Origin of the sequence: Paenibacillus sp. alder61 (assembly GCF_020179875.1) — a bacterium.
Lineage (GTDB): Bacteria > Bacillota > Bacilli > Paenibacillales > Paenibacillaceae > Fontibacillus > Fontibacillus faecis.
The window spans coordinates 66,325-86,849 of record NZ_JAIUDG010000009.1 but is presented as its reverse complement, the minus strand read 5'-3'; the positions used below and the strand labels follow the sequence as shown (position 1 = coordinate 86,849).

Below are 20,525 nucleotides of genomic sequence, written 5' to 3'. Positions count from 1 at the left end.
AAGTTTTACCCTCACTTTATCCCAAATAAGCGAAAAAATAAACCGAAGCGCAAAAAAAACCGGCACCCTCAGGCGCCGGTTAAGTAGGAAACCCACAAAAATGTTGGAAAAGATGCAAATAAAATCGATGATTATTCGCCGATACCGCGTACCAGTTCGACGACTTGCTCCGCGGTTTGCATTTGCAGAGCCTGCTCGGCCAAAGATTTCATCTCCGCCTTGGAAAGCTTCGCAATTTGCGAACGGGCAGGCAGAATCGAGGTCGCGCTCATGCTGAATTCGTCAAGCCCAAGTCCGAGCAGCAGCGGGATCGCCGTGGCATCCCCGGCCATTTCGCCGCACATCCCGGCCCAGCGTCCTTCTCTGTGCGCCGCGTCGATTACCATTTTGACCAGACGGAGAATCGCCGGATTGTAAGGCTGATACAGATAGGATACCCGTTCGTTCATCCGGTCGGCCGCCATCGTGTACTGAATCAGGTCGTTGGTTCCGATGCTGAAGAAATCCACTTCTTTGGCAAACTGGTCGGCGAGAACAGCCGTCGATGGAATTTCCACCATGATCCCCAATTGGATTTCGTCGGATACGGCAACGCCTTCCGATACCAGCTTTTGCTTTTCTTCCAGAAGCAGCGCCTTCGCCTGACGGAATTCGTCCAGCGTGGCGATCATCGGGAACATGATCCGCAAATTGCCGTAAGTGCTGGCGCGCAGCAGGGCCCGCAGCTGAGTGCGGAAAATATCCTTGCGGTCCAGGCACAGACGAACCGCCCGGAAGCCCAGGAACGGATTCATTTCCTTGGGAAGATCCAGATAAGGCAGCTCCTTATCGCCGCCGATGTCCAGGGTGCGGACGACGACCGGTTTGCCTTCCATCTTCTCCAGCACCGTCTTGTAGGCATTGAACTGGACGTCCTCGGACGGCAGTTCGGTTCGGCCCATGTACAAAAACTCGGTCCGGTACAGACCGACGCCTTCGCCACCGTTCTCCAGTACCCCGGCGACATCGTTCGGTGTCCCGATATTGGCGGCCAGTTCCACATGGACGCCGTCCTTGGACACGGTCGGAACCTCGCGAAGCTTCTTCCACTCCTCGATTTGCCGGAGATATTGGTCGCGCTTGACCTTATACTCCTCCAGCACTTCAGGCGCAGGGTTGACGATAACCGTCCCGCCCAAACCGTCGACAATCACGGTATCCCCGGCTTCCACCCGGGACAAAACGTCCTTCGTTCCGACGACGGCCGGAATTTCCAAAGAACGGGCCATGATGGCCGAGTGGGAGGTTCTGCCCCCGATGTTCGTCGTAAAGCCCTTTACATACTTCCGGTTCAGTTGGGCCGTATCCGACGGGGTCAAATCCTCGGCGATGACGATCACTTCTTCGCCGATCTCCGCGGGATTGACGTATTTCAATCCCAGCAGATGGGTGAGCACGCGTTTCGTCACGTCGCGCATATCGGCGGCGCGTTCTTGCAAATACGCGCTCTTCATGTTTTCAAACATGCTGATGAACTGTTTGGCTGTTTCGTCCAGCGCGTATTCCGCCGAAACTTTCTCCTCGGCGATTTTATCGCGCACCGGCGTAAGCAGCTCCGGGTCGTTCAGAATTAACAGATGGGATTCGAAAATTTCCGCCTTTTTGGCGCCAAGCTCCTGCAGCGTGCGCTCTTTAATCGCTTCGAGCTCCTGCTGGGAAGTGGCCAGAGCCTGCTCCAAACGAGCAAGCTCTGCGGCCGGATCCTCAGCGTTTTTGCGCTTCACCGTATAATCGGGATGCTCCAGCTTAAAAGCGGCAGCGATCGCGATTCCCGCGGATGCGGCGATGCCGTCGATCTTAAGCATCAATTTCGCCTAACCCTTCGTTAACCATCACATCCGTGAGCGCTTGAAGAGCTTCCGCGGCACTGTCGCCTTCCACGATTAAAGTGATGTTATCGCCTTTTTCCAAACCGAGGGAAAGAACGCCCAGGATCGATTTTAACGTCACTTTTTTACCGTTAGCTTCAGCAAAAGCTTCCGCGTCTTTGAATTTATTAGCCGTGTTGACCAATGCCGTTGCCGGACGAGCGTGGATACCGTCTTCGTCAGTAATTCTGAATCTTTTTTCCATGTTGAATACACTCGCTTTCTTATTATGAATTCACCCTTATTGTAAGGGATCTGTAGTACCAAAATCCAATTTCCTCGGCAAATTGTCAAATTAGCGGATGTCGATAATATCGCCTTCGCCTTTTTTCAGGGCACCGCTTTTCTTCAAAGTAACCGCGGCTCCTTCGGGAAGATTCGAGAAAATAATCGGCGAAATGATGGAAGGCGCATGCTCTTTCACATAAGCGAGATCGACCTCCATAATCGGCTGACCGGCCGCGACCAGATCGCCCTCATTGACAAGCACCTTGAAGCCCTGCCCTTTGAGTTTCACCGTATTGACTCCAATGTGAACGAGCACTTCTTTACCGCCGTCGGACATGATGCCGATCGCGTGCTTGCTTGGGAATACGTTAAACACTTTGCCGTATACCGGTGAACAGATGTTGCCGTCCGCCGGAAGCACGGCGAAACCGTCGCCCGTCATCTTTTCGGAGAACACGGGGTCCGGCACCTGGGTTATATCCAGCAGTTCCCCGTTTACCGGCATCACGATATCCTCATTGATGATCGCATCGCCGTCCTTGGCGGCTTGCTGCTCGACTTCGGCCGCTTTTGGCGCGGCCTCCGCGGCGACATCCGGCTTCGTTGAAATCGCCGGCGTCCGGCCGCTCATGATGTCCGCAATCTGCGATTTAATGGTATCGGATCGGGTCCCGAATATCGCCTGAATGTTGTTGCCGACCTCGAGCACGCCCGAAGCGCCCAATTTTTTCAGCCGATCCTTGTCGACATCGGCCTTATCCTTCACCTCTACCCGCAGGCGGGTAATGCAGGCATCCAGGTGGGCGATGTTGCTTCCGCCTCCGAGCGCCGCCAAAATGTTATGCGGAAGCTCGTCCTGCTTCACCGCCGGACCTTTTCCGGCTTCTCCTTCGCCTTCCGGCGCCGCTTCTTCCCGTCCCGGCGTCTTCAAGTTAAACTTCCGGATGACAAAGCGGAAACCGAAGTAGTAGATCACGGCGAGAATCAGACCGACGATGATCACATACCACCAAGGAGTCCGACCCGGAATGACGCCAAAGATCAAATAGTCGATCAACCCGCCGGAGAACGTCATCCCGATTTTCACGCCGAGGATTTGCATCACCATGAAGGACAGGCCCGCAAATACGCAGTGTACCGCGAACAGGACGGGAGCCACAAACAGGAACGAGAATTCCAGCGGCTCGGTAATCCCGGTGAGGAACGAAGTCAGGGCTGCGGAGCCCATGATCCCGGCCACATACTTTTTGTGCTCGGGCTTGGCTTCGTGATAGATCGCCAGTGCGGCCGCCGGCAGACCAAACATCATGAACGGGAATTTACCGGTCATGAACGTACCGGCCGTAAAGTCAACGCCGTCACGGAGCTGCGCCATGAAGATTTGTTGGTCGCCGCGAACGAGTTGGCCCGCTTTGTTCACGTATTCTCCAAACTCGAACCAGAACGGCGAATAAAAGATATGGTGCAGACCGAACGGAATGAGCGCACGCTCCACAATCCCGAAAATGAACGCCGACAGCGTGCGGTTTTGCTCAAGCATGAAATGGGACGCCGAGTTTAGTCCCGATTGGATCGGCGGCCATATGACCACCATCAGCAGCCCGAGCAGGACGGATGTCGCCGCGGTCATGATCGGCACAAAGCGCTTACCGGCGAAAAAGCCTAAATAAGAAGGCAGTTCGATTTTAAAGAACCGGTTGTACATGCTGGCGGCCAAAACCCCGACGATAATCCCGCCGAACACGCCCGTGGCCAGCGTCGGAATTCCCAGCACATTCGCGTAAGCCGGATTGGTTCCGATCATGGACGGAACAACGCCGATCACGGTTCCCATCGTCACGTTCATGACGAGGTAACCAATGATGGCGGCCAAGCCCGCGACGCCTTCTCCGCCGGCCAAGCCGACCGCTACCCCGACCGCAAACAGAAGCGCGAGATTGGTAAAGACGATTTGGCCCGCGTTCATCATGACCGTGGCAATAGCGTGTACCGTCGGATTTTCCAAGACCGGAACATGTTCCAGAAACTCCGGACTTACCAGCATGTTGCCGATCCCAAGAAGCAGTCCCGCGGCAGGAAGCAGGGCCACAGGGAGCATAAGCGCCTTACCGACACGCTGTAAAACGCCGAAAAACTTCTTGAACATAAGTAACCTCCCACCTCATTCTTAAAGGTTCAGACAACAAAAAAGCATGAGCCAATGAAAGTTAATTAATCGCAATTACCGTAATCACGGTTATAATACCCCGCAATCCGGCGATACAATCAAAAAAACTTTTATCAACTCATGCCTGATCGAATCAGTAACACGTTGTCATGAAGTATGTTGTTGTTTACCGCAAAGAATTATAGCAGACCCTATTCGGTCATGCAACCCATTATTTAATATGGGGAGGGGCCACCCGGTGCAAATGCATGGTCAGATAGCTCACTTCGGCCCGGTAAACCGGCTGATTCAGCCTTTGTTCCATCATCAGGGTCAGTTTCTCGGCCACCCCGTACAGTACCGGATACTCCTGTTTGAGCAGACCGTCGAGTTTCTCGACCTCACCGACCTGCTCTCCCCGGCGAATCCGTTCGATGGCGAAACGCAAATGCGTCAGCAGCCGGGAATAATCCAGCGTGTTCCTCAAAATCGTAAACTTCAGCTCGGATTCCACGACATCCACCAGGTCGGCGATCAACTGGGTGTGTCCGCGTACTTCGCTGATATGACGGTTGGTCATCGCGCTATTGATATGAAGCGCTACAAAACCGATCTCGTCCTCGCCCAAATCGACCCCCAGATTCTGATGAATCAAACGAATCGCATATTCCGCCAGCTCGTATTCCACCGGATAGATTTCCTTTGTTTCATAGAGAAAAGGGTTGTGGAACGCCAGGTCTTGCTCCGCTCTTTTGATAGCAAAAGCAAGGTGATCCGTAAGGGCAATATGTATATGCTCGTTCAGCTCCGTTTGGGTCTTCCTGGAAATATACGTAACAATTTCGCCGATAATTTCGATCAACTGCTCATCGACGTGTGGAACAAGCTGTTTGTATTGCTCCTGCTCGTACCGGCTGGTCAAAATAAACATCTTCTCTACCGCTTCCAGAGGGATCGCGTCCCCCGTCTTCCGGTTAAACCCTATGCCTTTACCGATCACGACCACTTCGCCATGTTCGGGATGATGGGCAATAATGACGTTATTGTTCAGCGCTTTGGCCACTTGTATGCTGCTCACGATTGCACCTCATTTTCCTTGCATCGTTTGTATTCCGGAATGCTTATTACGCCTATTATAATCGACGGCTCTTCACCGTGCCAGACTTTATAGGGCTGCGAGTGCCGGATGCGTCCACGCGGCGGAGGCCATCCGCCGGGTCAGCATGTAACATTGTAACTTAAAACGGGTGAAGTATGAAACATGATTTTTCTTCCGTTGGCCTGAATTTGACTCGTTAGCAAAAAAAGCGCGGGCTGCAAGCGTCACTTCGCTCGCAACTCGCGCATTGTTTAAAATCGTCCTCCTTACCAAAACAGCCTCCTTACCAGACCGTTTTCTGCCGGTTAAGGGGTCTCTTGCGATGCCGCCGCGCTCTCCAACAGAACGGAGGATTTGCCCGCCGGGGCCGCGGCCGGGGCTTGGGCTTTGGCGGCGGCGCTAGCAGCCGCCGGAACCGCCTTGCCCTGGGTCAAACTTTGAATCAACCGATCCAGCTCGATGCCGGACACGCTCTTCAGCATTTCCGGCGCGGTCGCCATCAGCTCGGTAACATAGTTGCTGACCCGGGCGGCACCTTCGCCCTTACCGGTATCGACGACCGTAAGTTTATCGATCGTGGAAATCGGTGCGGCGATTTTGCCGGCGAGCTCAGGCAGCATTTTGACCACGATGTCCAAAATGGCCGCTTCGCCGAATTTTTGGAACGCCTCCGCCAGCTTCTCCTTGGCTTCCGCCTCGGCCAGACCGCGGAGCCGGATAATCTCGGCGTCCGCCGTCCCTTTCGCGCGCTCCGCATCGGCGATCGCCAAGCCCTCGAGGCGCTTTTGCTCCGCGGAAGCTTTGGCCTGCGTCTCGATGGAGTATTGGAGCGCGTCCGCTTCCCGCATCTTCCGCGCCTTTTCCGCTTCGGCGGCCTGCTCTACGGCATAGCGGTCGGCGTCCGCCTTCTTCTTCACTTCAGCGTCATATTGCTTTTGACGCACGACGATTTCCTTGTCCTGGAGATCGATTTCGCGCTCCTTCCGGACCAATTCGACCTTCATCTGCTCCTCGACCATCGTCTGCTTCGCCCGGGCTTCCTGAATGTGATAAGCCTGATCGGCTTCCGCCTTGGCGGTGTCCTGTTCCTTTTTAAACGAAGCCACCTTCAGCTCTTTCTCCTTTGAAGCCTCTGCGATATTCGTGTCCCGCAGCAGTTCCGCCTTCTGGCCCGACTCCTCAGCCAGGGCCTTCTGAATGCGGGCATCCCGCATCGCTTCCGCCTCGGCGATCTCGGCATCTCGCTTAACCGCGGCAATTCGCGGCTTCCCGAGCGCTTCCAGATATCCGTGCTTATCCCGCACATCCTTGATCGTGAACGAAACGATTTGCAGGCCCATCTTCTTCAAATCTCTCGCCGCTACGCCCTGAACCTCCTGGGCGAATTTATCCCGGTTCCGGTACACTTCCTCCACCGTCATGGAGCCGAGAATGGAGCGAAGATGTCCTTCGAGGACTTCCTGGGCTTCGCCCTTCAAAGATTCAATCGGCTTACCCATAAACTGTTCGGCCGCGGTGGCGACATCCTCCACGGAACTGCCGACTTTAATGATGGCGACGCCGTCCGCGGACACCGGAACCCCTTGCTCCGTATAGACCTCGGGCGTCATTACATCGAGCTTGTGGGACAGGAGCGACATAAACTCGGCCTTTTGAAAAATCGGCCAGATGAACGCCCCGCCGCCGCGTACGATTTTGATTTTCCTGCCGGACTCATCCTCGGAAATATTCTTGTTCCCCAAAAAGGAACCGGTCACGATCATAGCCTCATCCGGACTGACCGTTTTGTAACGAGCCCAGAAGGCCAGGCCAAGAATAATTATGACGGCAATCACAATTCCGGGGATCAACAAAAAATCAGGCATGTTTTCCAATCACATCATCTCCTCGTGTTAGATTGTGTTCTTCGAACTCCGATACGTGGACGACGCCGTCCTTCGCATCGACAACAACCACCAGGGTTCCCGCGGGGATATCGCGGTGGTCCCAACTTGCCGCCGTATGCAGCGTATTGCCGGAAACGAACTTCACCATAATCTCGCCGTACCCCTTGGACGGGATCGGCACGGTGACCTCCCCCAGCTTGCCGGGAAGTTCGGTATGAGAGTAGCCGATTGAGTTTTCGCTGTTTTCCATCGGTTTCACGTAGGCGAAGTAAATCAGTGCGGATAAGGCGATTGCGATGAGAACAGCCATAATTATAACCCCGGCATTCCCCATTCCCGTGTAGCGGTCGAGCAGAATCCCCGCGCCGCCGAAGGTCGTGACCGCCGAAGCCGTAACCACCGGTTTCAGAAAATCCGCGGAGAAGGCGTCAAACATCCCTTCCAGCCAGCTTCCGACCAAATCGCCCAGGATTGTACTGATTAAGGCGAAGAGCGCACCGCCTACAAAACAGCTCCAGAACAAAACCTCCAATTCATCCCCCCCTTTTGTTCAGCTATAACTCAAATCCCTATGTATGTGGTTACGTTTTATATTCGACAATGTTGCAGTTTTTTTCCTTCCTTTTACAGAAAAACGCCTCCCTTGGAAATCCAAGAGAGGCGCTAAAAGGTTTATTCCAGCTACAGAGACCGTTTGTAAATCTCCAGTACATCCTGTTTTTCAAGGCGGGCAAAATTACCGAACGGTCCGAAGCGGACCGCTTTGTCGGCCATCAGTTCCAGCTTACTGTCATCGATGGAATAGTCGGCAAGCCGGCTCGGCGCCCCGATGGAATTCCAGAACGCGCGAAGCCGGTCGATACCTTCTTCGGCGATGGCCTGATCGCTTTTTCCCGCCGGATCCACATCGAACACGTTGATCGCCAGCCGTTTGAAGCGGGCAAGGTCGTGATGCATCACATGCTTCATCCAGTTCGGGAACAGAATAGCCAACCCGCCGCCATGCGGGATATCGTAAACCGCGGACACCGCGTGCTCGATATTGTGGGTCGCCCAATCCCCGGACAGTCCCATGTTAAGTACGCCGTTCAGCGCCATCGTGCCGCAGTACAGAATCGTTGCGCGATGTTCGGTATTTTCCAGATCGGCGATCAGCTTCGGAGCCGTTTCGATCACCGTGCGAAGAATCGTCTCGCAGAAGCCGTCTTGCACCGGAGTATTCGTCTCTTTGTGAAAGTAATGTTCAAACACATGAGACATAATATCCACCATGCCGTAGACGGTCTGATCCTTCGGCAGCGTTACCGTGTTTTCCGGCTCCAGAATCGAAAAAGCGGGATAAGCGAGTTTGCTGCCCCAACCGAGCTTTTCCTGGGTCGCTTCGTTGGAGATGACCGAACTTCCGTTCATTTCCGAACCGGTCGCCGCCATCGTCAGCACCGTTCCCAATGGCAGCGCAGCCTGAGGTGCGGCTTTTCGCTCCGCAAAATCCCACATGTCGCCGTCATATTTCGCGCCTACCGCAATCGCCTTCGAGCAGTCCAGCACACTTCCGCCGCCCACGGCCAGCACCAATTCGATTCCCTTGCTCTTGCACAGCTCCACGCCGCGATGCACCGTGGACAGACGCGGATTCGGCTCCACCCCCGAAAGCTCGGTCACTTCCGCACCGATTTCCTGAAGCAGCGCCATCACTCTGTCATAGAGACCGCTCCGCTTGATGCTTCCGCCCCCGTAGACAAGCAAAACCTTACGGCCGTAACGCGGGACTTCCTCCTTCAAGGCAGGCAATTGGTCCTTGCCGAAGATCAGCTTGGTCGGATTATGAAATTGAAAACGCTCCATGTTTCGACGCCCTCCTAGTTTGAATTTAAATGCAGCATAACACTCTGATTATACTGCCGTTTCAGGCGTTAAAACAAACGCTTGGATCAAGATTCGCCGTATGTAAATACGGCCTGCTTCTCCTCTTCGGCCGTGAATATGCGCTGGGTCGGATAGGCGAGACGTACTCCTTCTTCTTCCAAAATCCGCAGGATCGCCAGATTTATCCGCTGCCGTACCGCCAGATGCTCGGCCCATACCGTGGACTTGGTGAAATAATAAAAGAAAATGCCAAGACTGCTTTCCCGAAATTCGGTGAACCTGACCATAATCATCTGAGGATCAATGTCGGGATCGCTTCTCAGCATGTCTTCCAGTCGCTTTACAGCGTTCTCCAGGCCGGTGCGGTCCGACTCCAGCGCTGCGTTCAACGTAAAGGTCACCCTGCGTTTGCCCATCCTGCTCCAATTCGTAATCGGCTGATCCGCCAGCGTTGCGTTAGGCACCGTGACCAGCGAATCGGCGAACGTCCGTATTCTGGAACTGCGGAAGGTAATGTCTTCCACAATTCCTTCCACCGTCGGCGTCATGATCCAGTCCCCGCGCGAAAACGGCTTTTCCGCTATAATAACGATCCCGCCCAATATATTGCCGAGCGTTTCCTTGGCCGCCAAAGCGACGGCAAGGCTTCCCAATCCCAGGCCGGCGGCCAGCCCGTTGATGTTAAAGCCCCACTCCGTCCCAACCGCGATAATGATAAGCAGTATGACGACAAACCGGACCACTTTGGACAAAAAAGGAATCAGCATGCTGGACTCGTCAAGACCGATTTTACGGCTCATGCCCTCCAGCAACACCGAGGAGGAAGCCGAGACCCTGTAAAGCCCCCAACCCGCGGCGATAATCCCGAGGGATCGGAATGACCGGTTAATCCAATACATCAAGGCGGGATGACCGTGCATCAGATAATAGGCGGCGATATAAGTTCCCGTGATCAGCAGAATAAATTGAACGGGTTTCCGAAACGATTTCGACCAGTCGATATGGCTCTCCTCGGGATGAAATCGGCGTTCGACCAGATAGAAAAGAGCCCGGCTTAACGGCTTGGCCAGAAACAAAGTCCCCGCCAAAATGCCGAACGAAATCAAAATGTCCCGCCATTTTACGCCTTCGGACGGCCCCGAAAACAGCCATTCCATACTCTCAATAATTGAACGCACCCCCTTTGGCTAAATCATTATTATAGCATACCGCACAGGGACGTCTTCCATCAGTGGGAATGAAAAAAGCGGACTGCAAAGGCAAACCATCCTTTGCAGTCCGCGATTATAACCGACCATGTACACCTATTCCAGGTAGCCCGCCGACCGGATAAAGCGACGGAAAGCTTCCCGGCCTTCTTCGCTCACCTTGAACACGCCGGCATGGCCCAAAATTTCCGCAAACTTGCCGCCGACCTCTTCCCGCAGCAACGCTTCCGCTTGTTCCGGTTCGAGTTTCGTCCCATGGCGTTCGATCAGCTCGCCGATCCAAGAAGCGTGCACGGATAGCGGATCGACTCCATCTGTGGAAAACGCCCGCTCCCGAATTTCGTTATCCCCGCTCAAGATCCCGGCGATATCGGCCAGTTCCTGTTTCAGGCGTCCCGGCAAAATCGCCAGTCCCATCACCTCAATCAAGCCGATGTTCTCTTTCTTGATATGGTGCATCTCCCGATGAGGGTGGAATATCCCTTCCGGGTGTTCCTCGTTCGTTCGGTTGTTGCGCAGCACGATATCCATCTCGTAGCCGCCGTCCGCACTGCGGCGGACGATCGGCGTGACGGTATTGTGCGGAACCCGGGAACCGTCGCTTTCACTGAAGGCGAGAATATCCGCCGCCGGATCGCTATACGCCTTCCATTTCTCGTACAGGTCGTCCGCCGCCTCCAGCAGCACGGCCGGATCCTCTGCGCTCAACCGCAGCACCGACATCGGCCAATGGACCAGGCTCGCCGTTACGCCGGCAAAGCCCGGATGGCGGAACGAAGCCACGATCGGAGCCTTCTCCAGCGGGAACGTGTGCCGGCCGCCCTGGAAATGGTCATGCGTCAGAATCGAGCCGCCGACGATCGGCAGATCCGCATTCGAACCGATGAAATAATGCGGGAAACGCCCCGTGAAATCAAGCAGCCGTTTGAACGTCTCCTTGGTGAGCTTCATCGGTACGTGATCGTGATGGAAGACGATACAGTGCTCGTTATAATACACGTACGGCGAATATTGGAACAGCCACGGCTCGCCGTTCAGCTCGAGCGGAATCACCCGCAGGTTCTGCCGGGCCGGATGGTTGAGCCGTCCCGCATAGCCGACGTTCTCCCGGCACAGCTGGCATTTCGGATAAACCGGCGGCGGAAGCAGCTTGGCCATGGCGATTTCCTTCGGATTTTTCTCCGGTTTGGACAGATTGATCGTAATCTCCATATCGCCGAAGCCGGTGGGCTGAGTCCAGTAAATATTTTGCGCCACGCGATCCATCCGGATATAATTGCTCGTTACCGACAATTTGTAAAACTCGTCCGTGGCCGCTTGAATGCCCCGGCTCTCCGCCGTTTGACGGAACTGCGCAATCGTCTCCGAAGGGCGCGGCATCAACAGGCCCATGATGCGGGCGTCCAGCAAATCTCGGTAGGTATCGCTGTCCTCGGGGATCAGACCGATGGCAAGACCGTAATCGATCAGCTTGTTAAGCGGCTCCTGCGGCCCCGCAAGCGGCTCTTCCTCGATTTTCCCGGCGAAAGGTTCGTCGAAGCCGAACAGCTCCAGCAGCCGGTTCCGAGAATAGTCCAGATCGTACCAGTCGATCATGCCTTGCTCCAGGGCATAGTGGATCAGCCGTTCGATCGCATATTGCGCATCCTGTCTTTGCATCACTTCAGCTTCCACAGTTCCTCACTCCTTATTTGTCGCCGTAGCCGTCGGGGTGATGTAGATGCCATTCCCAGGCGCTGCGGATAATATCATCGAGCTTGTTGCGCTTCGGCTGCCAGCCGAGCACCGATCTGGCCTTGTCCGAGGAGGCGATCAGCACGGCGGGATCTCCCTCGCGACGCGGGCTGACGACCACCGGGAAATCGCGGCCGGTCACTTCCTTGACCTTGGCGATGACCTCTTTGACCGAGAAGCCTTGACCGTTCCCCAGATTGAAAACCTCGCTGTCGCCGCCCTTCATCAGGTGATCGACCGCGCGAAGATGCGCATCCGCCAAATCGCTCACGTGGATATAATCGCGGACGCAGGTTCCGTCCGGCGTATTGTAGTCGTCGCCGAACACCTGGATGGATGGACGCTGTCCCAGCGCGGTTTGCAGAATCAACGGGATCAAGTGGCTTTCCGGCCGGTGATCCTCGCCGATCTTGCCGCTTTCGTGCGCGCCGGCGGCATTGAAATAACGCAGGGACACGTATTTGATGCCCAGAACCTGGTCAAACCAGGCCATCATCCGTTCCATCGTCAGCTTCGTTTCCCCGTAAACATTGGCCGGGTGGGTCGCATCGGTCTCTTCGATCGGCACCTTGTCCGGCTCGCCATACGTCGCCGCCGTCGACGAGAACACGATGCTGCGCACGCCGGCCTGGTCCATCGCTTCGAGCAGACACAAGGTTCCGTAAACGTTGTTATCGAAATATTTTACCGGGTCTTTCATGCTTTCCCCGACCAGGGAACTGGCGGCAAAATGAATGACCGCTTCGATGTCGTTCTCCGCAAACAGCTTGGCAAGCAGCGCTTTGTCGCGCAGGTCGCCCTCGTAAAATTTTCCGCCGAGCAGCGCCTCCTTATGGCCGGTCAGCAGGTTGTCGATCACCACAACCTCTTTGCCTTGATCCAGCAGCTCCGCCACCGTATGAGAACCGATATATCCCGCTCCGCCCGTTACCAGGATCGCCATATTAAACCTCTCCCTTCATCTCATGAACGCCGTTGCCGACGCCGCATACATAGAAATCGCCTTTAAGACCCGTACGCTCCAGATAAGCCGCTCCGACTTCCTGAACAAACCGCTCCACCGCATCCTCATGCACCAGGGAAACCGTACATCCCCCGAAGCCTGCCCCCGTCATCCGCGAGCCTAAGGTGCCTTCGATTTTCCGGGCTTCTTCCACCATCACGTCCAGCTCTTCGCAGCTTACTTCGTAAAGATCGCGAAGCGAGTCATGGGAATCGTTCATCAGCTTGCCGAATGCCGTCAGGTCGTTGGCGCTGAGCGCGTCCACCGATTGCAATACGCGGGCGTTCTCCTCCACGACATGCTTCGCCCGTTTCAACAACACTTCGTCCGCGAAACTGTCGCGAAGCTCTTCGAAGCGTTCCGGCTTCAAATGAGCGAGATACTGAATTTCCGGCTCCTCCTGCTGGACGATGCGCAAGGCGGCATCGCATTGTTCACGACGCTCGTTATAAGCGGAATCCACCAGCCCTCTTCGTTTGTTCGTATTGCCGATAATCAGCTTGTAAGCTCCGGTCCGGAACGGAACCAGCTTATATTCGAGCGTGTCGCACATCAGCAGGATCGCATGATCCCGCGCGCCGTTCGAAACGGCGAATTGGTCCATAATGCCGCTGTTAACCCCCACGTACTGGTTTTCCGCTTTTTGGGACAGCACGGCGATCTCCACCTTATCCGTCGGTTGGCCTTCCATGGACAACAGCGCGTATGCGGTCACCACCTCGATCGAGGCCGAGGAAGACAAGCCGGCGCCGTTAGGGATTTCCCCGTGGAAGAATAAGTCATAGCCGCTCGTTAAACGAATTCCCTTCTTGCCGAGTTCCACGATCACCCCGATCGGATAATCCACCCATTCGCCGGTTTTCTCTTTGCCCAGATCGTCCAGTCCGATTTCCGCCGTATAAGGCAAATTACTTGATGCAAATGTCACTTTTTGGTCGGCTCTCTTCCGGACGGCCAGCGTCGTTCCGAACTCCAGGGCGGCCGGGAGCACATAGCCTCCGTTATAATCGATATGCTCGCCGATCAGGTTGACGCGTCCGGGCGCGTTAAAGATACGTACACCCTCGTCGCTCCCTCCGCAACGCGATATAAACAATTGTTCCATTTCCTGCTTTTTCATTCGCCTGCACCCCATCTTCATGGAATCTTAACTTCTTGTACCTAGTATAAAGAAAACGCTTGTTTTTGATAATGCAACTATGCGAGAATAATATGGACATATGTGACCTGAGCCGAGAGGAGTGTTTCGATGCCCGAGAAAACTTACAGTGCCGCGGCCAACCCGGAAACGAGCGAAATGCATGGCCTCTATGTGCTTTTTGCCGGCGAAAGCCAGACGATGGCCGAGCACCGCCTGGGCCCCAAGGTATACGATTATTATCTTCTGCATTTTGTCGAACGCGGAAAAGGGAGCTTCCGGACGGAATTCGCCCACTACGATCTCAGCCAGGGCGACTGCTTTCTCATCCAGCCCGACCAGTTGGTAAGCTACGCCTCGGATAATGACGATCCCTGGGGCTACCGTTGGATCGCCTTTTCCGGCGAAAAAGCGCAATCGCTGATCGCGCGCGCAGGCTTTACCCCCAAGCTTCCGGTCTTCCGCTCGGGCGAGGCGAGCCGGATTCCGCTGCTGCTGGAATCCGTGCTGCAGGCGTTCCGCAGCAAGAAGCCGAGCTCCCATCTCGCCTCGCTCGGCTGCCTGTATTTGATCATGGCCGAAGCGGAGGAGAAACTCGTGCTGGAATCCGGTCTTCCGGCGGGCGAAACCGGGGTCCAGCGCATCGTCAAGCAAATGATTCATTATATGTCCAGCCAATACGCGCACCCCATGTCGATCGAGCAGATGTGCGCAAGTTTAGGATATAACCGCGCCTATTTGTCCCGCATATTCAAGAAGGAAACCGGGCTGTCTCCCGTGACCTATTTGCTGAAGCTGCGGATCGACAAATCCCGGCAGTTGCTCCGCGAACGCCCCGAGCTGTCGATCGAGCAAATCGCCGCCTCCGTGGGCATGGCGGACGCGCTGTATTTTTCCCGCCAATTCCGGCGTTTTCACGGGGAATCACCGAGCGAGTACAGGAAGAACGCCCCCGGCGGGCCGCACAACAAAATCACCCCCACCTCTCCGTAAACCGGCTGGAGGATGGGGGTGCTCCCGTAGCTTAATTTCGACCGGGTGGACCGAAGGGATCGGGTGGACCGAGTGAATCGAAGAGATCGAGTAGATCGAGTAGATCGCGTGTTCGAAGAGATCGAGTGAACCGAGCGAATCGAATCTCGGCCCTACGCCCTCAATTAATGATCCCCGTTCGTATTCAGAATCGTCTCGATCCGGGACAGCTCTTCCTCGGTAAAGTCCAGCTTGTTCAACGCCTGAACGTTCTCCTCGATTTGGCCCACCCGGCTGGCCCCGATCAGGGCGGAAGTGACCCGGCCTCCGCGAAGCACCCAAGCGAGGGCAAATTGCGCAAGACTTTGCCCGCGGGCCGCGGCCATTTGATTCAATGCCCTTACTTTGCGCAGCGTTTCCGGCGTGATCTGCTCTTCCTTGAGGAAGCCCGTGGAGCTCTTCGCCCGGGAGTCCTCCGGAATGCCGTTCAGATATTTGTTCGTCAGCAGCCCTTGAGCCAACGGACAGAAGGCGATGCTGCCGACGCCGTTCTCATCCAGCACATCCTGGAGTCCGTTCTCGATCCAGCGCTCCAGCATCGAGTAGCTCGGCTGGTGGATTAACAGCGGTGTGCCCAATTCTTTCAGAATGCGGCACGCTTCCGCGGTCTGCTCGGCCGAATAACTGGAAATACCGACGTACAGCGCTTTCCCCGACCGCACGATCTGATCCAGCGCCATCATGGTCTCCTCCAGCGGAGTCTCCGGATCCGGTCTGTGGGAATAGAAAATATCCACATAATCCAGTCCCATCCGTTTCAGGCTCTGATCCAGGCTGGAGATCAAATATTTGCGGGAACCCCATTCACCGTAAGGCCCCGGCCACATGTAGTAACCCGCTTTCGTCGAAATCACCAGTTCGTCCCGGTAAGGAGCGAAGTCCTTCTTCAACATCTGGCCGAACATCTCCTCGGCAGATCCTGGAGGAGGCCCGTAATTATTCGCGAGGTCAAAATGCGTGATGCCCAGATCAAATGCGCGGCGCAGCATTTCCCGGCCGTTCTCAAACGAATTGACGCCGCCGAAGTTATGCCACAGCCCCAGCGAAATGGCCGGCAGTTTCAGACCCGAGCGGCCTACCCGGTTATATTTCATAGATTCATAACGATCGTCGCTTGCCGTATAAACCATGCTATTCCCATCCTTCCCGAAGTGAGTTTCTCTTTGAAAAACATCATAGCTCGTTCCTTCCGCTTTGGCAAGAAACCGTTTTCTCGCAGCTTATCCTTTTCGGCGCAGCCGGTAGAGCATGGCAGAGCTGCGCGATGACTTTTACAGCAAAGCTGCGCGATAACTTTTACGATGAAACTTTTTCGCTGTGCCCTGCCCTTTCGAAGCCTGATCCCCGCGCTAACGGAAATAATAGCGGCTATTTCGCGAATATTCGCCTTATTGGAATTCTAACGGAACTAGTAGCGCCTATTTGGACTCTTCCCCGCCAAAATGACCCCATTTTGCTGAAATAGCAGCTACTGCGTCCGTTAGATTTCTCATTAGGACAGATTGGACGAAATAGCGGCTATAGTTTCCGTTAGAAATTTGGCCTGAGCCCGGACAGGACCGGACAGAACTGGCCGGGGCGAGACAGGCTAGCGCAGAGCACAGAAGAGCTTCGCCATAGCGCAGAGCATGGCAGAACTGCGCGATAGCGGAGAACACGGAAGAGCTGCGCGATGACTTTACAGCTAAAGCTGGCGAGAACCTTTTCGATGAAACTTTTTCGCTGTGCCCTGCCCTTTCGAAGCCTGTCCCGCGCTAACGGAAATAATAGCGGCTATTTCGCGAATATTCACCTTATTGGAATTCTAACGGAACTAGTAGCGCCTATTTGGACTCTTCCCCGCCAAAATGACCCCATTTTGCTGAAATAGCAGCTACTGCGTCCGTTAGATTTCTCATTAGGCCCGATTGGACGAAATAGCGGCTATAGTTTCCGTTAGAAATTTGGCCTGAGCCCGGACAGGACCGGACTGGTTAGCGCAGGGCGAGACAGGCTAGCGCAGAGCACAGAAGAGCTTCGCCATAGCGCAGAGCACAGAAGAGCTTCGCCATAGCGCGGAGCACGGAAGAGCTGCGCCATAGCGCAGAGCATGGCAGAGCTGCGCGATAGCGGTGAGTTCCCATTCCCCCACTGCGTTGGCAGCCGGGCGGCTAGGCGTCAGAGGAAGCCTAGCGCTCGAGCAGATCCGCGACCCGCCCCATCACGGCGCCGATCGGCTCGGCGATCAACAAATCCGCACGATCATCGTATGAAGTAGCCGAAGCGTTGAGCAGCACGATCCGGCGGCCCCCGAAATAGCCGATCAGCGAAGCGGCCGGGTATACGGTCAGCGAGGTGCCGCCGATCAGCAGCAAGTCCGCCTCCGCCAGCGCTTGGACCGTTTCGGTAATCACCCGGTCATTCAGGTTTTCCCCGTACAGAACGACATCGGGTTTAACAATGCCGCCGCAAGCGGAACACGCGGGAACGACGGACGGGCTGGCCATGACTTCATCCAGCGAGTGGAACTTACCGCAGTCCATGCAGAAGTTGCGGTGAATGGACCCGTGCAGCTCAAGGACGCGGCGGCTTCCGGCCGATTGATGGAGCCCGTCGATATTTTGTGTGACCACGGCTTTTAGTCTGCCTTCCGCCTCCAGATTCGCCAGAAAAAGATGAGCCTGGTTGGGCTGCGCGTCCCGGTGGATCATTTTTGATTTATAAAAATCAAAAAACACTTCCGGATGCCGGTTAAAAAACGGACGGCTCAAAATTTCCTCCGGGGAATACGGCGATTCCTTCTCCATTTGATAGATTCCGGCCGCCGAGCGGAAATCCGGAATGCCACTCTCGGTAGAAACCCCGGCCCCGCCGAAAAAGACGATATTGTCGCTCTCTGCGATCCATTCCGCTAACATGGCGATTTTGGCTTGCGATTCTTCTTTCATTCGTTCTTCTCCTCCTTGCTCTTCCTACTAATCCGTCCCATAACCAGCACTACTGGTAACTCCGTAACAGAAGTTCGTAACCCCGCCGTCAATACGCCTCCAGGCTGCGGTAGCTGGAGATGATGCGATCGGCATCCAGCAAATAATCCGGGCCTCCGCCGTCCGGCGCGATGCCGATGGTAAGCGCGGCGCCGGCTTGCTTGCCCATCGTCATATCGGCATTGCTGTCTCCGATGACGATGCATTCCTCCGGCGCGATTCCAAGTTCCCGCATCGCGAGAAAAGCCATCTCCGGATCCGGCTTTCCCTTCGCTACCCGGTCCCGGCCGACCACGCTTTGGAACCGGTCGCGGAAGCCGAGCCAGTCCAGATGCTTCAACGCCTCGGAGGTCGTGTCCGACGTGACAACGCCGAGCCGCAGGCCCGCTCGTTCGCACGAGTTCAAAAAGTCGTTCAATCCGGGCATCGGCTGGGCGCTTCTGTGTTTCTCCACCTCCACCATCGCGGATACGCTGAATTGCCTCACCTGAACCAGCGCTTCATTCCACGGCACGCCGGCCGCATACAACTGCCAGGCGAGCAGCGCCGTCATCTCCTCCTCCGTTCCCATCGCGAGCGGGCCGGTCTTGTCATATCCGATAACCTGCCCCTCGGCGTTGTATTGCAGCCCGATCAAACGCGGTTTCGGAACGGACAGCTCCGCCCCGAGCACCCCGAGATGGGCGACGAGCAGTTCGGTTAGCGTTTGCGCCCAATTCCCCCATAGCTGCAGGAAATCGAGCAAGGTCCCATCCTTATCGAACAGAATTCCCCGGCAAGGAACCGTTTGGTCGTGAATGCGGATCGCAGGCAACGGAGCTCCCCCTGTCTTTTTTCAAGTAGTTTCCCAAAAAACGAACTAAACCTTGATAACTTATAAAAACATTGTACTCCGACGACGTTCGGGTGACAAAGTCTCCCGCCTCCGAGTTTTCATCGGATGGTCACAAAAGCAATGGATGACAGCGCTGTCAAATGTGATTATTATCACAAGCATTTAAGGTCATTCATCGTATTTTATTTATGGAATCATTATTTTAAATTTTTAATTTTTGTGTTCTCGTTGTTTAGCCGCTTCTAATAGATCGACCAGATTGACACCAGCAGGAAGGAGATTGCGTATGTCGGCACATCAGCTCCAATCCAGAGGGGAGACGTTTTTTCTCAATTTGCGCTTTCTGCTCATCGTCTGCGTTTTTGTCGGCAATGCCATTGAACCGATGATTACGCGAATGGAGGGACTTCATGTCCTGTATTTATGGATCTTCACCTTTCATATACCCTTGTTCGTTTTTGTGACGGGGTATTTTGCCAAGTCCAACCTGACCGGAACCGCCGGCCGTAAAATCATGGTGCAGATCGGCTTGCAGTACGTCATCTTCCAATCCTTATACTCGGTGCTGGATCGGACCGTCTTTCATGTCCCGGACATCCACCATTCCTTTTTTGCGCCCTATTTGCTGCTCTGGTTTCTGGCCAGCCATCTGGGTTGGCGGCTTCTGCTGCTGGCGATGCGCAAATGGTCACCGCGTCAACAGATCGCTGCGGCCGTTACCCTCGGGCTGCTGGTCGGCTATCTGCCGCTGGACGGCACCTGGCTGAGTGTTTCGCGAACCTTCGTCTTTTTGCCGTTTTTCATCGCAGGCTACCATTTCTCCTTTGAAGCCTTGAACAAGAAACTCACCCGCAATGTGCGGCTGGCCGGAATCGCCCTGTCCATCGGCCTGTTCGCGGTGATCCTCATCGGCGGAAACCGTCTGGTCCCGGGCTGGCTCTACGGGAACATGACTTATATGCAGCTTCAACATGAAGAATGGTATGCGGGCCTGTATCGGCTGGCCTTGTATGGTCTGCAACTGGCCGCCGGTACGGTATTCCTCTCTTTAGTGCCGAAGCGCGAGAGTCCGCTGACGGATTACGGCCGCCGGACGCTGTACGTCTTTCTGCTTCACGGCCTTCTCATCCGCATCGCTGCGGCATCGCCGTTGTACGGTCGGCTGGAGGGCGCCGTTGCCGGAGTGGCCGTCATCTTGGCCGCCATCGGGCTGACCCTTCTGCTCAGCCAGCCGTTGATCCGAAAATGGACCTCATTCGCGATTGAACCTCCGGTTCAATGGGTACTAAATTTGGAGCGTAAAGCCTTCGGCGGCCTGAGGGCTGTCGGCAAACACCAGTGATTAGAGGAGTATGGAGAATGGTGGTTAAAAAGGACCAAATCAGTCCTTTTTTTCTTTTTTATGTTAAATCTGGTTTCAAGCTAGCTTGCGGTGGTAAATAACTGTTACGAAGCACCACATCAAAACGACCTAAGG

At 55.1% G+C, this 20,525-nt stretch carries 16 protein-coding genes; 2 read left to right on the top strand and 14 right to left on the bottom strand.

Features of this window, described 5'->3' with window-relative positions:
- Positions 1–131: 131 nt before the first annotated feature.
- From ptsP to LBW89_RS11220, 11 genes are all read right to left on the bottom strand, one after another.
- Positions 132–1,844, bottom strand: coding sequence for a phosphoenolpyruvate--protein phosphotransferase (gene ptsP / locus LBW89_RS11270; protein WP_148451313.1), 1,713 nt, complete (start codon positions 1,842–1,844; stop codon positions 132–134).
- A complete protein-coding gene (locus LBW89_RS11265) occupies positions 1,837–2,112 on the bottom strand; it encodes an HPr family phosphocarrier protein (protein WP_148451312.1) in 276 nt (91 codons plus the stop codon). Before LBW89_RS11265 ends, ptsP begins: the two co-directional genes overlap by 8 nt.
- A 90-nt stretch (positions 2,113–2,202) precedes the next feature.
- Positions 2,203–4,281: a glucose-specific PTS transporter subunit IIBC gene (gene ptsG / locus LBW89_RS11260; RefSeq protein ID WP_148451311.1), complete on the bottom strand. Its 2,079-nt coding sequence runs from the start codon at positions 4,279–4,281 to the stop codon at positions 2,203–2,205.
- Between the two features lie 232 nt (positions 4,282–4,513).
- The gene (gene glcT, locus LBW89_RS11255; protein ID WP_148451310.1) at positions 4,514–5,359 is read right to left on the bottom strand and encodes a glucose PTS transporter transcription antiterminator GlcT; all 846 of its coding nucleotides are present in this window, start codon (positions 5,357–5,359) and stop codon (positions 4,514–4,516) included.
- A gap of 326 nt (positions 5,360–5,685) precedes the next feature.
- Positions 5,686–7,245: a flotillin family protein gene (locus tag LBW89_RS11250; RefSeq protein ID WP_148452594.1), complete on the bottom strand. Its 1,560-nt coding sequence runs from the start codon at positions 7,243–7,245 to the stop codon at positions 5,686–5,688.
- A complete protein-coding gene (locus tag LBW89_RS11245; RefSeq protein WP_148451309.1) occupies positions 7,238–7,798 on the bottom strand; it encodes a protease in 561 nt (186 codons plus the stop codon). The genes LBW89_RS11250 and LBW89_RS11245 overlap by 8 nt, the downstream gene beginning before the upstream one ends.
- A gap of 149 nt (positions 7,799–7,947) precedes the next feature.
- Positions 7,948–9,111, bottom strand: coding sequence for an iron-containing alcohol dehydrogenase (locus LBW89_RS11240; RefSeq protein ID WP_148451308.1), 1,164 nt, complete (start codon positions 9,109–9,111; stop codon positions 7,948–7,950).
- An 86-nt stretch (positions 9,112–9,197) separates the two neighbouring features.
- Positions 9,198–10,310, bottom strand: a complete 1,113-nt coding sequence (locus LBW89_RS11235) for a mechanosensitive ion channel family protein (RefSeq protein WP_225039194.1) — start codon at positions 10,308–10,310, stop codon at positions 9,198–9,200.
- A gap of 126 nt (positions 10,311–10,436) precedes the next feature.
- Positions 10,437–11,999: a UDP-glucose--hexose-1-phosphate uridylyltransferase gene (locus LBW89_RS11230; RefSeq protein WP_148452590.1), complete on the bottom strand. Its 1,563-nt coding sequence runs from the start codon at positions 11,997–11,999 to the stop codon at positions 10,437–10,439.
- A gap of 28 nt (positions 12,000–12,027) precedes the next feature.
- Positions 12,028–13,017 carry a UDP-glucose 4-epimerase GalE gene (galE, locus tag LBW89_RS11225; RefSeq protein ID WP_148451307.1) on the bottom strand — a complete coding sequence of 330 codons (990 nt, stop codon included), beginning with the start codon at positions 13,015–13,017 and terminating at the stop codon, positions 12,028–12,030.
- Position 13,018: 1 nt separating this feature from the next.
- Positions 13,019–14,197: a galactokinase gene (locus LBW89_RS11220; protein ID WP_148451306.1), complete on the bottom strand. Its 1,179-nt coding sequence runs from the start codon at positions 14,195–14,197 to the stop codon at positions 13,019–13,021.
- A gap of 129 nt (positions 14,198–14,326) precedes the next feature.
- Between LBW89_RS11220 and LBW89_RS11215 the strand changes: the two genes are divergently transcribed.
- The gene (locus LBW89_RS11215) at positions 14,327–15,208 is read left to right on the top strand and encodes an AraC family transcriptional regulator (RefSeq protein ID WP_148451305.1); all 882 of its coding nucleotides are present in this window, start codon (positions 14,327–14,329) and stop codon (positions 15,206–15,208) included.
- Between the two features lie 164 nt (positions 15,209–15,372).
- Here LBW89_RS11215 and mgrA read toward each other — a convergent pair whose 3' ends face one another.
- The 3 genes from mgrA to LBW89_RS11200 all read right to left on the bottom strand — a co-directional run bounded on the left by mgrA (position 15,373) and on the right by LBW89_RS11200 (position 19,027).
- On the bottom strand, positions 15,373–16,377 hold the full coding sequence (gene mgrA / locus LBW89_RS11210) for an L-glyceraldehyde 3-phosphate reductase (protein WP_148451304.1): 1,005 nt from the start codon (positions 16,375–16,377) through the stop codon (positions 15,373–15,375).
- A 1,038-nt stretch (positions 16,378–17,415) separates the two neighbouring features.
- A complete protein-coding gene (locus tag LBW89_RS11205; protein ID WP_148451303.1) occupies positions 17,416–18,174 on the bottom strand; it encodes an NAD-dependent protein deacylase in 759 nt (252 codons plus the stop codon).
- Positions 18,175–18,262: 88 nt separating this feature from the next.
- Positions 18,263–19,027, bottom strand: coding sequence for an HAD family hydrolase (locus LBW89_RS11200; RefSeq protein ID WP_148451302.1), 765 nt, complete (start codon positions 19,025–19,027; stop codon positions 18,263–18,265).
- A 307-nt stretch (positions 19,028–19,334) separates the two neighbouring features.
- Here LBW89_RS11200 and LBW89_RS11195 point away from each other — a divergent pair, with 307 nt between their 5' ends.
- Positions 19,335–20,390 carry an acyltransferase family protein gene (locus LBW89_RS11195; protein ID WP_225039193.1) on the top strand — a complete coding sequence of 352 codons (1,056 nt, stop codon included), beginning with the start codon at positions 19,335–19,337 and terminating at the stop codon, positions 20,388–20,390.
- The last annotated feature ends 135 nt before the right edge of the window (positions 20,391–20,525 follow it).

Bases quoted from the DNA above. Each gene is read 5' to 3' on its own strand.
- ptsP (WP_148451313.1), bottom strand. From the start codon at position 1,844: ATGCTTAAGATCGACGGCATCGCCGCATCCGCGGGAATCGCGATCGCT.
- LBW89_RS11265 (WP_148451312.1), bottom strand. From the start codon at position 2,112: ATGGAAAAAAGATTCAGAATTACTGACGAAGACGGTATCCACGCTCGT.
- ptsG (WP_148451311.1), bottom strand. From the start codon at position 4,281: ATGTTCAAGAAGTTTTTCGGCGTTTTACAGCGTGTCGGTAAGGCGCTT.
- LBW89_RS11250 (WP_148452594.1), bottom strand. From the start codon at position 7,245: ATGCCTGATTTTTTGTTGATCCCCGGAATTGTGATTGCCGTCATAATT.
- LBW89_RS11240 (WP_148451308.1), bottom strand. From the start codon at position 9,111: ATGGAGCGTTTTCAATTTCATAATCCGACCAAGCTGATCTTCGGCAAG.
- LBW89_RS11230 (WP_148452590.1), bottom strand. From the start codon at position 11,999: ATGCAAAGACAGGATGCGCAATATGCGATCGAACGGCTGATCCACTAT.
- galE (WP_148451307.1), bottom strand. From the start codon at position 13,017: ATGGCGATCCTGGTAACGGGCGGAGCGGGATATATCGGTTCTCATACG.
- LBW89_RS11220 (WP_148451306.1), bottom strand. From the start codon at position 14,197: ATGAAAAAGCAGGAAATGGAACAATTGTTTATATCGCGTTGCGGAGGG.
- LBW89_RS11215 (WP_148451305.1), top strand. From the start codon at position 14,327: ATGCCCGAGAAAACTTACAGTGCCGCGGCCAACCCGGAAACGAGCGAA.
- mgrA (WP_148451304.1), bottom strand. From the start codon at position 16,377: ATGGTTTATACGGCAAGCGACGATCGTTATGAATCTATGAAATATAAC.
- LBW89_RS11205 (WP_148451303.1), bottom strand. From the start codon at position 18,174: ATGAAAGAAGAATCGCAAGCCAAAATCGCCATGTTAGCGGAATGGATC.
- LBW89_RS11195 (WP_225039193.1), top strand. From the start codon at position 19,335: ATGTCGGCACATCAGCTCCAATCCAGAGGGGAGACGTTTTTTCTCAAT.